Source organism: Dactylosporangium sp. CA-233914 (assembly GCF_050942935.1).
GTDB lineage: Bacteria > Actinomycetota > Actinomycetes > Mycobacteriales > Micromonosporaceae > Dactylosporangium.
The window spans coordinates 5,089,049-5,106,334 of record NZ_CP192030.1 but is presented as its reverse complement, the minus strand read 5'-3'; the positions used below and the strand labels follow the sequence as shown (position 1 = coordinate 5,106,334).

Genomic DNA, 17,286 nt, shown 5'->3' with positions numbered 1-17,286 from the left:
CGCTTTGACGTCGCAGTGTCGACGCTGTCCGCACCGTGAGGGAGTCGATTGCCGTGTCCGCCTGGGTGGCCGACCTGCCGTGGCCCGTCGTCCGGCAACGCGCCGCGGCCGGCGCGATCCTCGCCGTCCCGCTCGGCTCGACCGAGCAGCACGGCCCGCACCTGCCGCTGTCCACCGACACCGACATCGCCGTCGCGCTGTGCCGCCGGCTCGCCGCGGCCCGCGACGACGTGCTGATCGCACCGCCATTGCCGTACGGCGCCAGCGACGAGCACGCCGGCTTCGCCGGAACGCTGTCGATCGGCCAGAACGTGCTGGAGCACCTGGTGACCCGGCTCGCGCGCTCCGCATGCGAGACGTTCGGCCGGGTCCTGCTCGTCTGCGCCCACGGCGGCAACGCGGAGGCGGTGACGCGCGCGGTCGCCCGGCTGCGCGCGGAGTCGCGCGACGTACGGGTACACATGCCGCATTGGGAAGGCGAGCCCCACGCCGGCCGCACCGAGACAGCCATGCAGCTGTCCATGACACCGCAGCGCGTGTCGATGGCCGACGCGGTCGCCGGGGACCCACGGCCGATCGGCGAGCTCATGCCGCTGCTGCGGGCCGGCGGCGTCCGGTCGGTCAGCGCGTCCGGTGTGCTCGGTGATCCGGCGGGGGCGACCGCCGCGGAGGGATCGCGGCTGCTCGACACGCTCGCGGTGCGGCTGATCGAGGAGGTGGAGGCATGGCCGGTCCGCAGCGAAGCGGAGGGGCCGGCCACCATCAGCTCAGCCCACAGGCCAGGCGGCCGGAGCGAAGCGGAGGCCGCATGGCCGGTCCGGAGCGAAGCGGAGGGGCCGGCCACCACCAGCTCAGCCCACAGGCCAGGCGGCCGCAGCGAAGCGGAGGCCGCATGGCCGGCCGAGTCGCGCTCGTGACCGGCGCAGCCCGTGGGATCGGGGCGGCCACGGTGCTGGCGCTGGTCGACGACGGGTGGTCGGTGCTCGCGGTGGACGTCGTGGAGGACAACCCCCACCTGCCGTACCCGATGGGGACGCGGGAGGAGCTGGACGCGGTGGTCGCGGAGGGCAACCGGCGCGCGGGTGACGCGGGCCGGGTCCGCGCGTTCGTCGCGGACGTGCGTGATCCGGTGGCGATGGACGCGGCGGTACTCGCGGCCGAACGCACCTGGGGCGGGCTGGACGCCGCGCTCGCGGTCGCCGGGGTGATCGCCGGCGGCGCGCCGCTGTGGGAGGTACCACCGGCCCAGCAGCAGGCGGTGCTGGACGTCAACCTCGGCGGAGTCGTGTCGCTGGCCCGCGCCGCCGTGCCGGCACTGCTGCGCCGGCCCGCGCCCCGGTCCGGCCGGTTCCTCGCGGTCGCCTCCGCCGCCGCGACCCGCGGGCTGCCGATGCTCGCCGTGTACTGCGCCGCGAAGGCCGGCGTCACCGGGCTGATCCGCGCACTCGCCGTCGAGCTGGGCGGCACCGGGGTGACGGCCAACGCGGTGAGCCCCGGCTCCACCGCGACGCCGATCCTCGACGAGAGCGCCCAGCTCTACGGGCTCGCCGACGCCAAGGCGTTCGCCGCGCAGCAGCCGATGCGCCGGCTGCTCGACCCGGGCGAGATCGCCGCCGTGCTGGCGTTCCTCGCCGGGCCGGGCGGCAGCGGCATGACCGGCGCGGTCGTCCCGGTCGACGGGGGGCTGGCGCTGTGACACCGCTGCCGATCGGGTTCGGGGTGGCCTTCGATCCCGGCGCACGGCTACTTGACGGTGCGACGCTGTCGGGCGGTGCGCCACCGCGGATCCTGCGGCTGGCGCCGGCCGGGCGCCGCGCGCTGAACGAGCTGCGGTGCGGCTCGGTCACCTCCGCCGCCGGCGGCGCCCTCGCCCGCAAGCTCACCGACGCCGGCCTGCTGCATCCGCGGCCGCCGAGGATGCGCGAGCGGCCCGACGCGACCGTGGTCATCCCGGTGCGCGACCGGGTGCCGCAGCTCGACCGTTGCCTCGCCGGGCTCGGCCGCGACTACCCGGTGATCGTCGTCGACGACGGCTCCCGGGACCCGCGCGGGGTCGCCGCGGTCGCTGCCCGGCACGGCGCCACGGTCGTGCGCCGGCCCCACAATGGCGGCGCAGGTGCCGCCCGCAACACCGGCCTGCGCCACGCCGGCACCGAGATCGTTGTCATGGTTGACAGCGACTGCGTCCCCGTGCCCGGCTGGATCGAGCGGCTCGCCGCGCACCTGGCCGACCCGCTGGTCGCGGTCGCCGCGCCAAGGATCGTCCCACTGGCCACCGCCGCGCCGGTGCGCAGCGTGGGCCGCTACAACCAGGCCTGCGGCAGCCTGGACCTCGGCGACCACGAGGCCCGGGTCGTGCCGCTGACCCGCGTGGCCTACGTCCCGACGGCTGCGCTGGTGGTGCGGCGGGCCGCGCTGCTCGACGTGGCCCGCGGCGAGGACGTGTTCGACCCGGCGATGACCGTCGGCGAGGACGTCGACCTGATCTGGCGGCTGCACCACGCGGGCTGGCGAATCCGGTACGACCCTGCGGTACAGGTGCAGCATGACGAGCCGAGGACCTGGCCGGCGCTGCTGTCGCGGCGATTCCGGTACGGCAGCTCCGCCCCGCAGCTGGCGCGGCGGCACCCGGCCGAGATGCGGCCGCTGGTCGTGTCGGCGCTGCCGACGGTGACCGTCGCCGCCCTGCTCGCCCGCCGGCCGCTGGCCGCGGGCGCCGGGTTCACCGCGGCGGTCGCCGCAGCCGCGCGGACGCTGCACCGGGCCGGCGTGCCCGGCGGTCCGGTCCGTGATGCCGTGCCCGCCATGCTCGGCGCCACCTACCGGACCTGGCTGAACCTCGGCCGCTACAGCGTGCAGTTCGCCTCGCCGCTCCTGCTCGCCGCGGTCCTCGCGCCCGCGGTCCGGCACGAGCGGCGCCCGTGGACCCGCCGGCTCGGCGCAGCCTCGCTGCTGATCGGCCCCGGCCTCGCCGGCTGGTGCCGGCACCGTCCCCGGCTGGACCCGCTCCGATTCACGGCGGCGGCGATCGCCGACGACATCGCCTACGGCAGTGGCGTGTGGTTCGGCTCCATTCGCCACCGCACTCTTTCCGCAGTCCGTCCGGTCATCGCGAGTGGCCGTCCTTTCGATCGGAGTAACACATGAGCAGCGGGTGGTTCGAGACGGTGGCCGTCGCTCAGCGCCAGGCCCGCAAGCGCCTGCCGAAGTCGGTCTACGGTGCCCTGGTCGCCGGCTCCGAGAAGGGGCTGACGCTGCAGGACAACCAGGCCGCGTTCGACGCGCTGGGCCTCGCACCCCACGTGGCCGGCCTGCCCGCCAAGCGCGACCTCGCCACCACCGTGATGGGCCAGTCGATCTCCCTCCCGGTGATCATCTCGCCCACCGGAGTCCAGGCCGTACACCCCGACGGCGAGGTCGCCGTGGCCCGCGCCGCCGCCGCCCGCGGCACGGCGATGGGCCTCAGCTCGTTCGCGAGCAAGCCGATCGAGGAGGTCGTCAAGGCCAACCCGCAGACGTTCTTCCAGATGTACTGGGTCGGCACTCGCGAGCAGATGGCCGCGCGCATGGACCGCGCCCGCCGGGCCGGCGCGGTCGGCGTCATCGCCACGCTGGACTGGTCGTTCTCCAACGGCCGCGACTGGGGCAGCCCGCACATCCCCGAGCGACTCACCCTCCGCGAGGCCCTGCGCTTCGCCCCCGAGGCGCTGACCCACCCGCGGTGGCTCGCCAAGTTCGTCAAGGCCGGGCACGTCCCGGACCTGCGCGCGCCGAACATGGCCGAGGAGGGCAAGCAGCCGCCGACCTTCTTCGGGGCGTACTTCGACTGGATGCAGTCCGCGCCGCCGAGCTGGGAGGACGTGGCGTGGCTGCGCGAGGAGTGGGGCGGACCCTTCATGCTCAAGGGCGTGACCCGCGTCGACGACGCCAAACGGGCGGTCGACGCCGGCGTCACCGCGATCTCGGTGTCCAACCACGGCGGCAACAACCTCGACGGCACCCCGGCGTCGATCCGCGTCCTGCCGTCGATCGCCGCCGCCGTCGGCGACCAGATCGAGATCCTGCTCGACGGCGGCGTCCGCCGCGGCAGCGACGTGGTCAAGGCCCTGGCCCTCGGCGCCCGCGCGGTGATGATCGGCCGGGCGTACCTGTGGGGCCTGGCCGCCAACGGCCAGAAGGGCGTGCAGAACGTCCTGGACATCCTGCGCGGCGGCCTGGACTCCGGCCTGATGGGCCTCGGCCGCGCCTCGATCGACGAGCTACGGCCCGACGACATCGTCATCCCGCCGGACTTCACGCGTACGCTCGGAGCTTAACCGGACCGCCACGGACCGAGGGGCTCGCCGCGCAGCATCGTCTCGATGTCGGCGGCCACGGCCGGCAGTTGGCCCCGGCGGCCCGACGCCGAGCAGTGGTTCCAGAAGTCGACGGCGTGCAGGACGCGGTAGATCGCGACGCGCCGGGCCCAGCCGGCCGGCAGCGGCCCGTAGCCGCGCAGCAGTGCGTCGCGACGGCTGTCGTCGTCGCGGATCGCGTAGTACTCGGTCTTGGCCAGATCGAGCAGCGGGTCCGCGGCGACCGCGTTCTCCACGTCGATGCAGCCGGTGAGCGTGCACCGATCGCCCTCTGCGGCCACGAGGACGTTGCCCTCGTGGAAGTCGTTGTGACACAGCACCGGCGAGCGGCACGCCGCCAGCTCGCCGGCGTGCCGCACTGCGTGCGCGGCGACCGCCTCGCGCAGCGCGGGATCGCCGCCGAGGTCGGCGAAACGCTGCAGCTTCTCGGCGAACTCGGCCTCCATGTAGGCGACATTCGTCGGCTTCGGATCGTAGATGCCGGTCACGATGTACCCCCAACGGCCGCACCGGACCCGGTGCAGGGCCGCCAGCAGCGTGCCCATCTGCTCGTAGACACGGCCGATGGCAGCCCCGGACAGCCGCCCGGCGACCGCGGACAGGGGCTCACCGTCGAGCCGGGTGAGTACGACGAACGGCAGCGGCAGCGCCGGGACGCCGGCCGGTTCCGCGTGCAGCACCCGGGGAACGCCGGTGATGCCGCGCCGGGCCAGCTGCCGGTAGACGTACACCTCCTTGGCGAGCTTCCACCGCCACCGCTGCGCGTAGACCTTGACGATGAGCGGGCGGAGCGGCCCGTCCAGCCGCACCTCGAAGACCCGGACCACCTCCCCGCCGGGCCGCGTCACCACCTCGGCGACGCGGCAGCCCGGCACGACCGGCCGCAGGATCGCCTCCGCGTCGGCAGCCTGCAACCACGGGACCTGCACACGCAGAACACTACTTCGGTTTCCCGCCACCGGGGGGAGGCGCACTTCGGGTGGATGAGCCGGTTCGTCGGACTGGACGTGCCGGCATCGGTTCACCGCCTCGGGGTCTCGCCGGCAGCCTGTTCCACCCGGCGTGCGGTGGCGTCGATCGAGGTGCGGATGTGCGCCGCCATCAGGCGCCGGGCCCGCGGGCCGTCCTGGGAGAGGATCGCGTCAGCGATGGCCTCATGTTCCTTGAGGTTGCGAGTGATCAGCCGTGAGTTTCCCGCGTAGGCGGCGAAGGACAGGTTGTGCGGCAGGCGGCGACGCAGTTCGTTGATGGTGAGCGAAAGGTAGGGGTTCCCGGCCGCCTCGAGAATGACGGAATGAAACTCCTCGTTCGAGATCGCCCACTGCTCGGCCTGTTCCGACGGTGACCTGCCGAGCGATTCGCGGAAGGTCTCCCACGAGCCGGTCATGCGCTTGATCTGGGCATCGTCCATCCGGTCCGCGGCCAGCTCCGAGGCGAACCCTTCCAACTCGGCGCGCACTTCGCCGATCTCACGGATGTCCTGCCCCGACTGCCCGTTCACCTGCGCACCCCGGTTCGGTGCGATCGTGACGATGCCCTGCGCGGCAAGGATCCGCAAGGCCTCGCGGACCGGCGTCCGGCTGATCCCGAGTTCTTCGGCGAGCGCGCCGTGCCGCAGCCACGTGCCGATCGGGATCTCACCGGAGAGGATGCGACGCTGCAGGACGGCGACGACGACGTCGCTGAGGGACTCCCCGCTACCCGAACCGCGGGTCAGGATCGCACCATCGGACACCAAGTCCCGCCTCATCTTTCAGAACCGGATCGTTGAGAACACGAACACAACCCATCTTAATGCGTTCAATTCATGCACGATTGAATGCACCGCCGATCTTGCGCGCCGGCTGCGAAGAACTTGACTCAGCCGCGCGCCGGCCAGGGATTGTACCCGGGCAGCGTGAGGTGGCCCGCGTCGACCGGAAGCTCGATCCCGGTCACGTAGCGGGCTTCGTCGGAACTGAGCCAGACTGCGGCGAGGGCGGGCGCGCTGGCTGGGATCACCCCGGTGTTGCGAAGCACGGTCCACACGTGGAGGGCCTCGAGGTAGTCCTCGCGGGTCGCGTCCGGCTTCCCGCTGGCCCTGCTCCAGCCCGTTTGGTGGTCATTGATCTTGGTGTCGGTCGTGCTCGGCAGGAGCGCATTCACCCTGATCCCGTATACGCCCAGTTCGAGCGCCGCGGTCCGCATCAAGCCGATGACACCGTGCTTCGCGGCCACGTAGGGAGCGCTGAACTGAGCTCCCTCCCTGCCCAGGTTGGAGGAGGTGAACACCATCGATCCACCCTCGCCCTGACGGATGAGGTGGGGGGCAACGGCCTTGGCGCTTCGCCACACACCCTCGAGGCACACCCCGATCTGGTCCGTCCAGGCCTGGTCCGAGGTCTCCCAGAGCGGGCTGGAGGACCAGTCGTAGATCCCGGCGTTCGCCACGAGGATGTCGACGCGGCCGAGTTCGGCCACGGTGGCGTCCACGGCCGAGTCCAGGGCCTGCTGGTCGCGCACGTCGGCGATGCGGGCGACGCAGCGTCGGCCCTGGGCCTCGACGAGCGACTTGGTTTCTTCCAGGTCATCCTGGGTGGCGAGCGGATAGGGGACGGACGCGATGTCGGTCCCGATGTCGACCACGGCGACGTCGGCGCCCCGCCGGGCGAATTCGACCGCGATTTCCCTGCCCTGCCCGCGGCCCCCGCCGGTGACGAACGCGACCTTGCCTTCGAAGTTGCTCATCGGATCTCCTTTTGCCGAGGCGGAATCAGTTGATGTCGAGTACGGCCTTGCCGGTGATGCGGCGGTTCAGCAGGGCTGTGTAAGCCTCCTCGGCCCGCGACCAGTCGCCCCTCCAGCCGATCTGCGGGTCGAGCTCGCCGGCGGCGACTCGGGCGGCCAGCCAGCGCAGGTCGGGACCCAGGCCGCGCAGGTCTCCCAGGAAGAAGGTGACGATGGCGCGATCGTGCCGGCCCTCGTCTCCGAACAGGTCTCCGAAGTCGAAGGTCTCGCCCTGCCCCGATGAATGTCCGATGGCAACGAGAGTTCCGTGTGGGGCGAGCCGGCGGAAGGCGTCGACCAACTGGCCGCCGCCGACCTGGTCGAGCACACCGTGAACGGGCCGGGTCACCTCGGCCGGGGTGGCGACGATCTCGCTGGCGCCGAGCCGGCGCAGAGTGTCGCCGTGGGCGTCGGGGTTGCTGGTCGATGCCACGACCTCGGCGCCCGCGAGGCGGGCCAACTGGAGGGCGAATGTGCCGACCCCGCCGCTGGCGCCGGTGACGAGAACGCGCTTGCCGAGGATGGGGCCCAGCCGGGCCAAGCCGTGCAGGGCGCTCAGTCCGGCGACGGGCAGTGTGCTCAGCACGCCGAAGTCCGTGCCCGCGGGCGCCTCGGCAAGGAAGTCGGTGCTGACGGCGCGGAGTTCGGCCCAGGCGCCGCCGATACCGAGGGTCACGACGGTCGCGCCCGCGGCCGGGCCGGACCCGTCGGCGGCTGCCTCGATGACCACGCCGGCGGCGTCGTTGCCCATGACGGTGCCGTCCGGGATCTGTCGCAGGTGGTTTCCCTGGGTGCCGAACGCGTGGGAGACCTCACCGAAGTTCAGCGCGGCCGCGTTGATCCGCACGAGAGCTTCGTGCGGCCCCGGCGTCGGGTCAGGAACGTCCCGCACCCGCAGGATGGGGCTGGCGGCTCGGTCCAGGATGATCGCGCGCATGCCGCTCCTTTCAGCGGGCCGCTGCAGCGGCGTCCGACTCCGGCAACGCCGGGGTGACAAGCCGCGCCGCCAGCCAGTCGGCCGCCTGGGGCAGCCACTCCCACCGGGCGTTGGCCACGTTGTGGTCGCCTGTGGGCACGAGCCGGTACTCGGCGTTCGGTGCGGTCGAGGCGATCCACCGGCCGGTGAAATCGCCCTGGACCAGGGCATCCTGGCCTCCGTCGACGAGCAGAAGAGACTGCGTGATCGCCGGGATCCTCGCGGTGATGTCGAGCGAGTCGGCGAATTCGCGGGCGACCTGCTCGCTTCCCGCCCGGAAGGTCATCAGACTCTGCACGTACGGGTGCACGGCGGCCCAGGAGGCGGTGGCGAAGCCGCTGACCACGACCGCCGCTCGGATCCGAGGCTCGGCGGCCAGGCTGCGCAGCGTGTAGTGGCCCCCCAGGCTGGTGCCGAGCGCGCCCACCGCGGCCGGGCTCCATCCCGGCACGGCCCCTGTGCAGGCGGCGTCCAGGGCCGCGCTGACCACCGCGGCGAAGTCCTGCGTCGGGGGGCGGCTGCCCGCCAGCTCGCCCTGGCCGGGCCCGTCCAGGGCGAGGGTGGCCAGTCCGCGTCGGATGAGCTCGTCCGAGACGGCGAGCGATTCCTCTTTCGCCCCGTCGACTCCGCCGAGAATGACGACCAGGGGCGTAGTGTCCCCCGACCCTGAAGGCAGCCGCAGCACGCCGACGAACTCTTGACCGACGACCCGGGCGCTGCGAGCGCCCTGCAGGTCGAGGGCCGCCTGTTGAGTATCTGCGGCGTCCCGGTAGCTCGCGAAATCTGGTGAGGGGAACGCACCGGCGAAGTAGAACCAGAGCGATGCGAGGCGATAGTTGTCCGCGGCGGTGATCGCCCGACCGTCGTCCCGTGCGTCGCGGGCGGCCGACCGGTGTCGTTCGGCGGTCTCCCGGAAAGCCGCGGGCCACTCGGTCAGGTCCTGCAGCGCTCCAGCGACCTGGTCGTACTCATAAACGTCAATTCCTGCCGCGACCGCTCGCGACCTGGTGGCCGCGGCGAGTTCGGCGGCTGCGTCGGCTGTCATTTCGCCCCTTGTCGGTTGGATTAGCTCGGACATCACCATTCGGGCAATCTGCTTGGGAGGCGGGCTAGCCTCGGCTGGCCGCGAGCCGCTGGCGGACGCGGTCGAAGTACACGGCCATCAGCAGGATCACGCCCGTGACGAGCATCTGCCAGCTGTTGTTGAAGCCCCGCAGAGCCAGTGCATTCGACAGCACCTGCAGGAATGCGGTGCCGATCAAGGCGCCGTACACCGATCCGGCACCGCCGGCGACCGCGACGCCGGACAGCAGCGTCGCCGCCACCACGTACAGCACGATCGAAGAGTTGCCGGCGGTGGGATCGGCGATGGTCTGCCTGCCGATCGTCATGACCCCGGCCATGGCGGCGCATGCGCCGCTGATCCCGTAGACGCACGGAACGATCCATTCCCGGCGCAGCCCGGACAGTTCCGCCGCCTCGGCGTTACCTCCGACCGCGTAGACGGAGCGCCCGAACACGGTGTAGCGCAGGGCCAGCCCCGCGACCAGGACCGCACCGAGAGCGATGACGGCGCCGTACGGAAGCACGGTTCCGATGACGCTGTTGCCGATCGCCGCGGCCAGGGCGTCCTGAGACATGTCGATCTGCTTGTCCTGCGCCCAGAGCAGGGCAATCCCGCCCAGGGCGGAGGCCGAAGCGAGCGTGACGACGAAAAAGGACATCCGCAGGCGACCGATCAGGATGCCGTTGATCCCGAAGCCGATGGCCGCGCCGAGCAGCACCGTGAGCAGCAGGGCGAGCAGGGCCGGAACGCCGGCCACTCGCAGCTTCGCGTAGGCGATACCGCTGATGCCGAGGATACCGCCCATGGACAGGTCGATACCACCGGTCAGGATCACCATCGTCATTCCCACTACGAGCAGAGCGGGGACGGCGCTGGTTCTGAGCAGATTCGTGATGTTGGACGAGGAGGCGAAGTTCGGCTCGGTCAGGATCTCTACAATGATCAGCAGGATCAGCAGGGCGCTGACGGCGATCATCGGGGCCGACGAGCCGGTGAGAGATCGCTGCAGCCACGTGGCTGACCGGCCGGTGACCGGTGGACGTGACGCGACTCGCGCACCAGCCTCGTCGCTCGCGGCGGAGTGTTGCCGCACGGCGCGGTTCATCGTGCTCCCTCCGGCACCGGCGCGGCAAACGCCATTGCGGTGATCGATTCTTCGCTCGCCTCGGCCCCGGGCTGCTCGCCGACGATGCGTCCATCCGCCATGACCACGATGCGGTCTGCCAGCCGCAGGACCTCCAGCAGCTCCGAGGAGACGACGATGACGGCACCGCCGTCAGCGGCGAGGGCCTCGATCAACGCGTAGATCTCAGCCTTGGCCCCTACGTCGACCCCGCGCGTCGGCTCGTCGAGGATGAGGATCGCCGGTCGGCGGGCCAGCCACTTCCCGATGGCGATCTTCTGCTGGTTGCCGCCGCTGAGCGTGCCCACCTCCACGTCCAGTCCGGCCGCCCGAAGCGCCAGCCGGTCGGCCATGCGCTTGGCGGCGTGACGCTCCCGCCCGGGACGGCGGACTCCACCGACGGCCATCCGGGACCACGTCGCCATGGTGAGGTTCTCCTGGACGGTCATCGACAGCACGAGCCCGGATCTCTTGCGGTCCTCCGGAACAAGCGCGACCCCGGCCGCCACGGCCGCGCGCGACGATCGCAGCTTGACCTGGCGACCATTGACCAGGACCCGGCCACGGTACGGCCAGCGCCCGAACAGCGTCTCGGCGAGGCTGGTCCGCCCCGACCCTGCCTGGCCCGCGATCCCGAGGATCTCTCCCGGCCGCACCGTCAGGTTGATGTTCTGCAGGTGATCGGTGTGCAGTGCGGCCACCTGCAGGGCGGCGGGGGGTCCCCCGTCGGTGGTCTGGTGCTCGGGTCGATGGTTGCGGGTAGCGGGCCGCTGGAACAGCCCGGTCTGCTGCCGCCCGACCATCAGCTGGACCAAACCGTGTTCATCGACGTCCCGGGTCTGCTCGGTGGCGACGTTCCTGCCGTCGCGCAGAACCGCCACTCTGTCGGTGACCTCGAAGTAGTCCTGGAGCCGGTGCGTGATGTAGACGGCGGCCGTCCCCATGGCCCGCAACTGCCGGATCATGGCGTGGACGGTGCTCGCCTCCTGCGCCGTCAGAGAGCTGGTCGGCTCGTCGAACAACGCCAGGCGGGGCCGGCGGCGCACCACCCGGGCGATGGCCAGCATCTGCTGCTGATGCAGGGGCAGTCGCCCGGTGACCACCGCCGGGTCGAGCGCGAGCCCGAGTGACTCCAGTTCCTCCTGCGCCAGCCGACGGGTCTCGCGCCACCGGACCAGACCGGCCCGCCGTGGCATCCGGCCGTCGAGGAGGTTCTCGGCAACCGTCAGCTCGGGCTGGATGAGCACCTCCTGGGCCACCAGCGCGATCCCGAGGCGCAGGGCATGAGCCGGGTTGGCGATGGAGACGCGTTGCCCGTCGACGTACACCTCACCGCTGTCGGGCGAGTACCGGCCGGCAAGGATCTTGAGCAGGGTGGACTTGCCGGACCCGTTCTCCCCTACCAGGCCGAGGACCTCGCCGGGCCTGACCGTCAACCGGACGTCCTCGAGGGCCTGGACCCCGGGGAATCGCATGCAGATCCCCTCGACGTGCAGCAGGTCGTTCGCCGTGCGCGACGTATCCATTTCGTCAGCTCTCCACCGGGCACGCCACGGACTCGCGAACGTTGTCGGGAACCTCCAGAACGGGCGTGTCGTCGCTTCGCAACATCGGCTGCAGCCCGGTCTTCGACATGTCCCGGCCCTCGGCGATTCCCGCGGTGCGGACCGCGACCGACGGCACCTGGGCCGCGGTCTTCTTGCTGACACACTTCGGGTAGAGCGTGATGTACTTCGGCGCCTTCTGCCCCGTCGCCAGGGCGATCATCACGTTGACGGTTTCCTGCACCTGCTCGGGCTGTCCCCAGAGGAAGGAATAGTCGATGGTGCCCTTCTGCAGCGCGTCGAGGCCGACCGCGTCGACGTTGTAGCCCACGATCGTGAGCTGGTTGCGGATGCCGAGGTTCGACGCGGCCCGCGAGGCGGCCACCGCATCGGTGTCGTTGTAGGCAACCACACCGATGACCTTGGGGTGTTGCTGCATGGCGGCCTGGGCGGTACTGAGGCCGCCGGCAATGTCGTCGGTCTGGTTTTGGTAGGTCGCCACGACCTTCAGCTTGTTCGCGCTGCACGACGCGAGTTCCTGGGTGAACCGCTTCTGCATGTCCAGCAGATCCTGCTGAGGCTGTCCGTAGGCGCCGTAGATGACTTCTCCGCCGTCCGGATGCTTTGCGCAGAACAGCTTGGCGGCGTTCACTGCTCCGGTGAGGCGGTCCTGGTGGAACGTCGTAGCGGCGCCGGTGAAGTTCGTCAGCTCCCCGGCGACGACCGGGATGCCGGCGGCAGCCGCCCGCCTGCTCGGGGCTGTCATCACATCAGCGGTGAGCGGGAAGAACGTCACCGCGTCGGCCTTCTTGGAGGTGATCAGGTCCATCGCGCTGATCATCGTGTTGAGCGGATCATCGGCCTTGGCCTCGACGACGAGCGGTGTCGCGCCGCAGGCCTTGGCGGCCGCGTCGAAGGCATCGTTGGAGGCCTTGCCGGCAGCGTTGGAACTCCACACGGCGGCAAAGCCGAGCGTCAGGTCCTTGCCGCTGGTGCACGCGGTGGGCGGGCCGGCGTGGATCTCGTCGAGGATCTTGTTCGCCTCCGACGGCGCCACCGTGCTGTTGACGGCGTCCTCGGTGCCCGGCTTCGACCCGCTGGAAGTGCAGGCAGACAGGATGGTCACGGTCGCGACGGCGATCGCTGGCAGAAGGCGGCCGGTGAAATGGTTCATGGTGCCCTCGGTTCTCTGCTCATGGGGTGCGGAGTGCTCTGTTCATGGGGTGTGGAGCGCTCATGGGGTGTGGCGTGGGCGTCACGTTTGCCGCCGGCTACTGACGCAGCGCGCGCTTGAGGATTTTGCCGGTCGGACCCTTGGGAAGGGCGGCGACGATGTGGATTTCGCGGGGGTACTTGTAACTTGCCAGGCGCTCACGGCAGTGAACGTGCAGTTCCTGGCTGTCGGCTCGCGCACCGGGCCGCAGCACGACGTGGGCGGTGACTTCCTCGCCCAGTCGTTCGTCAGGCCGACCGACGACAGCGGCCTCGGCCACCGCGGGGTGTTCGTACAGCGCCTCTTCGACCTCTCGCGGATACACGTTGTACCCGCCCCGGATGATCAGGTCCTTGAGCCGGTCCACGATGAAGAAGTAGCCCTCCTCGTCGCGGTAGCCGAGGTCGCCGGTGTGGAACCAGCCGTCGCGTATCGCGCGGGCCGTCTCCTCGGGCCGGTTGTGGTATCCCTTCATCACGTTGTGGCCGCGGATGACGATCTCACCGACCTGCCGGGGCCCAGGCGGCAGCTCGGCGCCATCGGGGCCCACGATGCGCACTTCCACGCCCCAGATGGCTCTGCCGATGGAGAGCACCTTGCGCTGTTCGGCACTGACGTTGAAGGTCGCCACGCTGGCCGTCTCGGACAGCCCGTACCCCTCCAGGACGACGACGCCGGAGAACTTGTCCTCGAACTGCCGGATGACCTCGCCGGGGATGGCGGCTCCGCCGGAGACGGCGGCGCGCAGGCTCGAGAGGTCGCGCCCTGCCGCGGCGGCGCGGAGCAGGGCCACGTACATCGTCGGCACGCCCCAGAACACGGTGCACCGCAGGCGTTCGATGATGTCCAGGACCTCGTCGGCTTCGAAGCGGGGCACCAGAGCGAGGCCAGCGCCGTAACGCACCGCGAGGTTGAGGACCGTGGACAGGCCGAAGACGTGGAACAGCGGCAGCACCGCCACGGACACGTCGTCGGGCCTGATACCGAACAGTTCGCCGGCGACCGTGCAGTTCATGAACAGCTGGAAATGTGTCAGCTCGGCACCCTTGGGTTTGCCCGTGGTCCCGCTGCTGTACAGCAGCACCGCGGTGTCCTGCGGCGCTGACGGGTGGAGGCCCGCCTCGTCGTCTCCCGTGAGCAGATCATCGAAGTGGGCGACGCCATCCGGCGCGGCATCGCCGGTGACGACGTGGACGGGCAGGTCGCCGATGCCGCGTGCCGCTTCGGATGCCTGCCCGACGGAAAGCTCGTGGGTGATGATGAGCCTGGCCTGGCTGTCGATGAGGTGATACCGCAGCTCGTGGGCGGTCAGCTGTGGATTCAACGGGACCATGATCAGACCGGCCCGCAGCGCCCCGAAGTACGCGATGACGAACTCGGGCACATTGGGCAGCTGCACGGCGATCCGATCCCCGGGGCGCAGCCCGAGCCGGCGCAGAGCTGCGGCGAGCCGCCCCGACGCGTCGTCGACGGCGCGATAATTCCATGACGCTGCGCCCGCATGGAGCAGAATCCGGTCGGGGTTTCTGGCGGCCTGCTCACGCAGTATCACTGCCAGATTGAACGACACTGCCCTCACGTCCCCTCGAAGCGTCGCAACTTGTAGGTATGTGCGGTCCGGTACCAGCCGGCCTTCAGGCGGGCAGGGACCCGAGGAACCCGGTCAGCGCGTGGTTGACCTCCGACGGTCGTTCCTGCTGGATCCAATGCCCGGCTCCATCCACCACGATGTTGGCCCGCAGGTCGGTGAGCATGTCGCTGATCCGCGTGGCCGGCATGAACGACCGCACCGGGTCCTGCGAGCCGGTCAGAAACAGCGACGGCTGGTCAATGGTGAGCCCGGCGAGCTCGCCGCTCTGCGCCCAGTTGCGGTCGATATTGCGGTAGTAGTTCAGACCGCCGGTGAATCCCGTGGTCTCGAAGGTCTTCACGAAGACGTCGAGTTCGCGGTCCGTGAGCCAGGGCGGACGCCTGGAAGCCATGCTCAGCCAGGCCTGTGGCCCGCCGGTGACCGGCCAGCCGTCGAGGCTGAGCGACGCCCGGACCGACCGCTCGAACACCGGCTCGGCCACTGCCGGGTCTTGGAACCAGCACATGTAGAAGTCCTCGCCGAAGCGTGACCGCAGCACCTGCATGGGCGGGTGGGGCGGCCGAGGCGCCGGAGGCACGCTCAGACCGGCGACGGCGCGAACGCGTTCGGGATGCTGCAGCGCGAGATGCCAGACGACGTTGGCGCCCCAGTCGTGGCCGACGAAGACGGCATCGTCCACGCCCGCCGCGTCGAGCAGCCCGACCAGGTCGGCGCCGATCGTTCGCAGGTCGTACGCAGTCGGCGCGTCGGGCCGGGAGCTGCCGCCGTAGCCGCGCAGGTCCGGCGTGAGGGTGCGGTACCCGGCGGCAGCCAACGCGAAAACCTGGTGGCGCCAGGAGAATCCGAGTTCGGGAAAGCCGTGGCAGAGCACGACCAGTTGGCCGGTGCCGTGCTCGACCACGCGCAGCTCGATCCCGTTGGTGGAAATCTGGCGTGCACCCAGCCCGGCCCATGCCGTGACGGCATCCACGGTGTCGTTCATGGTTGTCGGCACCTCCGACATCTGTCTCTTCGCCCTTCGACGCTTGGGTTCAAGCCTACGCAGACCTTAGTAACTTGAGATGCAGCTTGTCTATAATCGGATGCAATATTGTGCCGGAATCTGGCCTGGCGCAGCAGCCGGCAGGGGGCGGAGCGCGTCGCCGTGGATCGGGCCGCGGGCTGGGAATCACTGCGGCGCGACCCGACGGCACGGGGATGCCCTATCGCACGCGGGGTCTCCGGCCACCGAGCGCGGCCACCGCCGCCACGATCAGGCCGGCGACGAGCAGGCCCGCACTCGCGTTCCAGCGCAGCAACGCCGCTCCGACCGCCGCCCCGCCCAGGATCAGCACGACCGCTGTCACTCGCCGGATACCCAGGCCCTGGTCCGCGTGCGCGGCGGGTGGCAGCGCCAGTCCAGCCGCCCAGGCAGTGATCGTGGAGGTGACAACGACGGTGGTGACCTCTTTGACGGCGATATGCCGCGCCGTGGCCGCCTGGACACCCATCGCCGCGCCGAGCACCGTGGAGATCGTGACCTGAATACTCTTGGCCGGATCCGTTGCGCCAAGCAGTGCGGCACCACATGCCAGCAGGAGGCCGGCCGTCAGCGTCAATAACCCGGTGGTTCGCCACGACCAGCCGGGGCTGCGCCCGCGCAGGGTCCAGCCGGCCAGCGCTGCTCCGATGATGAAGCCGCCCAGTGCCAGCAGCGGGCCGAGTACCGAGAGTTCCTCCGCACCGGCAAGCGCCATCCCGAGGATGACGACGTTCCCGGTCATGTTCCCGGTGAAGACCCGGTCCAGTCCGAGGTAGCCCACCGCGTCAACCACACCGGTGGAGAACGTCAGGGCGAGCATCAGGGCCAGGTGGACGCGGCCTGATGTCACTGCCACGCCCGCACTGCCCGTCACGCGACCACCGAGGAGAGGGCGCCCGGCTTCATCCGGGCTACGAGCGCGTTGGACACCAGTTTCGGGGCGGCAGCGCCGGGAACCAGGACCGCACCAATGACGGGATCCGCGTCGAGACACTCCCGCTCGACGACATATTCACTTGCGGCGATGGCGATGGCGATGGTCATGGCTGGCTACAACTCACCTTCTGTCTGTCCGGTGGCATCACGGCGAAGCCGCGACGCAACTGTGCGCCGCGGCTGAGAATTCGACTCGCTGAAGCGTTCAGTCCTGCTCGGTCGTCACCGACAGCAACGGATTGGTCGTGTAACCCCGGTCGTTCGACTCCGTCGGGAGTGTGGACGGGCTGGGCGACGGCTCGCTGATCAGTTCGATGATGTAGTGCGTGACGGGGCGGTCCTCGAGATTCTGGATGCGGTGCGGGACCATCGGGCCACCGCTGCCGACCGTCTTGAACATCACGAAGCCCGGCTCGGCCACCTGCGAGACGGTCCAGTCCGCGTCGCCGTACTGCATGGCCCGGGCCCGGCCGGCGTCGGGCCAGATGATGACGTGGTCGTGCTCGTGCTGGTGAAAGTCGTAGATTCCGCCGTTCGCGGCCAGGGTCATCGTCCAGACGCGCACCCGCTCGTTTTCGAAGATCAGTGTGTCTCCGGGGGCGGTCGGGAACGTCTGTTCGCCGTGGTCGTGGGTCATGCCCGTCATCCTCCTCGTCGATCCTTCGCCGCCACACTGTAACCGATTGCATCCAACT

At 70.5% G+C, this 17,286-nt stretch carries 16 protein-coding genes and 1 pseudogene; 4 read left to right on the top strand and 13 right to left on the bottom strand.

Annotation, left to right across the window (positions count from 1 at the left end; all coding sequences use genetic code 11):
- Positions 1–53 precede the first annotated feature (53 nt).
- The 4 genes from mftE to mftD are packed head-to-tail and all read left to right on the top strand — an operon-like array spanning position 54 to position 4,316.
- Complete coding sequence (gene mftE, locus ACQPY0_RS22730; protein WP_432992028.1) at positions 54–917, top strand: mycofactocin biosynthesis peptidyl-dipeptidase MftE; 864 nt, start codon at positions 54–56, stop codon at positions 915–917.
- The gene (locus ACQPY0_RS22725; protein ID WP_432992025.1) at positions 893–1,696 is read left to right on the top strand and encodes a mycofactocin-coupled SDR family oxidoreductase; all 804 of its coding nucleotides are present in this window, start codon (positions 893–895) and stop codon (positions 1,694–1,696) included. Before mftE ends, ACQPY0_RS22725 begins: the two co-directional genes overlap by 25 nt.
- Positions 1,693–3,147, top strand: a complete 1,455-nt coding sequence (gene mftF / locus ACQPY0_RS22720) for a mycofactocin biosynthesis glycosyltransferase MftF (RefSeq protein WP_432992022.1) — start codon at positions 1,693–1,695, stop codon at positions 3,145–3,147. The genes ACQPY0_RS22725 and mftF overlap by 4 nt, the downstream gene beginning before the upstream one ends.
- Complete coding sequence (mftD, locus tag ACQPY0_RS22715; protein WP_432992019.1) at positions 3,144–4,316, top strand: pre-mycofactocin synthase MftD; 1,173 nt, start codon at positions 3,144–3,146, stop codon at positions 4,314–4,316. The genes mftF and mftD overlap by 4 nt, the downstream gene beginning before the upstream one ends.
- Here mftD and ACQPY0_RS22710 read toward each other — a convergent pair.
- From ACQPY0_RS22710 to ACQPY0_RS22650, 13 genes and pseudogenes are all read right to left on the bottom strand, one after another.
- Complete coding sequence (locus tag ACQPY0_RS22710) at positions 4,313–5,284, bottom strand: phosphotransferase family protein (RefSeq protein ID WP_432992016.1); 972 nt, start codon at positions 5,282–5,284, stop codon at positions 4,313–4,315. The genes mftD and ACQPY0_RS22710 overlap by 4 nt on opposite strands.
- Before the next feature lie 92 nt (positions 5,285–5,376).
- Positions 5,377–6,090, bottom strand: coding sequence for a GntR family transcriptional regulator (locus ACQPY0_RS22705; protein ID WP_432992013.1), 714 nt, complete (start codon positions 6,088–6,090; stop codon positions 5,377–5,379).
- A 125-nt stretch (positions 6,091–6,215) separates the two neighbouring features.
- Positions 6,216–7,082 carry a mycofactocin-coupled SDR family oxidoreductase gene (locus ACQPY0_RS22700; protein ID WP_432992010.1) on the bottom strand — a complete coding sequence of 289 codons (867 nt, stop codon included), beginning with the start codon at positions 7,080–7,082 and terminating at the stop codon, positions 6,216–6,218.
- A 25-nt stretch (positions 7,083–7,107) separates the two neighbouring features.
- A complete protein-coding gene (locus ACQPY0_RS22695) occupies positions 7,108–8,058 on the bottom strand; it encodes a zinc-binding dehydrogenase (RefSeq protein ID WP_432992007.1) in 951 nt (316 codons plus the stop codon).
- 10 nt (positions 8,059–8,068) lie between these two features.
- Positions 8,069–9,142: an alpha/beta hydrolase gene (locus tag ACQPY0_RS22690; RefSeq protein ID WP_432992004.1), complete on the bottom strand. Its 1,074-nt coding sequence runs from the start codon at positions 9,140–9,142 to the stop codon at positions 8,069–8,071.
- Between the two features lie 64 nt (positions 9,143–9,206).
- Positions 9,207–10,268 (bottom strand): ABC transporter permease, encoded by a 1,062-nt coding sequence (locus ACQPY0_RS22685; RefSeq protein ID WP_432992001.1) that lies wholly within the window; start codon positions 10,266–10,268, stop codon positions 9,207–9,209.
- Entirely contained in the window at positions 10,265–11,812 is a 1,548-nt protein-coding gene (locus tag ACQPY0_RS22680; protein ID WP_432991998.1) for a sugar ABC transporter ATP-binding protein, read from the bottom strand. The genes ACQPY0_RS22685 and ACQPY0_RS22680 overlap by 4 nt, the downstream gene beginning before the upstream one ends.
- A 4-nt stretch (positions 11,813–11,816) precedes the next feature.
- Positions 11,817–13,004 carry a sugar ABC transporter substrate-binding protein gene (locus ACQPY0_RS22675; protein WP_432991995.1) on the bottom strand — a complete coding sequence of 396 codons (1,188 nt, stop codon included), beginning with the start codon at positions 13,002–13,004 and terminating at the stop codon, positions 11,817–11,819.
- 97 nt (positions 13,005–13,101) lie between these two features.
- The gene (locus ACQPY0_RS22670) at positions 13,102–14,613 is read right to left on the bottom strand and encodes a long-chain-fatty-acid--CoA ligase (protein ID WP_432991992.1); all 1,512 of its coding nucleotides are present in this window, start codon (positions 14,611–14,613) and stop codon (positions 13,102–13,104) included.
- Between the two features lie 64 nt (positions 14,614–14,677).
- Positions 14,678–15,616, bottom strand: coding sequence for an alpha/beta fold hydrolase (locus ACQPY0_RS22665; RefSeq protein WP_432991989.1), 939 nt, complete (start codon positions 15,614–15,616; stop codon positions 14,678–14,680).
- A 220-nt stretch (positions 15,617–15,836) separates the two neighbouring features.
- Positions 15,837–16,475 carry a YoaK family protein gene (locus ACQPY0_RS22660; protein WP_432991986.1) on the bottom strand — a complete coding sequence of 213 codons (639 nt, stop codon included), beginning with the start codon at positions 16,473–16,475 and terminating at the stop codon, positions 15,837–15,839.
- A 68-nt stretch (positions 16,476–16,543) separates the two neighbouring features.
- A pseudogene (locus ACQPY0_RS22655) lies at positions 16,544–16,657 on the bottom strand (alanine dehydrogenase); the annotation flags it as partial.
- A 139-nt stretch (positions 16,658–16,796) separates the two neighbouring features.
- Positions 16,797–17,228 (bottom strand): hypothetical protein, encoded by a 432-nt coding sequence (locus ACQPY0_RS22650; protein ID WP_432991983.1) that lies wholly within the window; start codon positions 17,226–17,228, stop codon positions 16,797–16,799.
- Between the last annotated feature and the right edge of the window lie 58 nt (positions 17,229–17,286).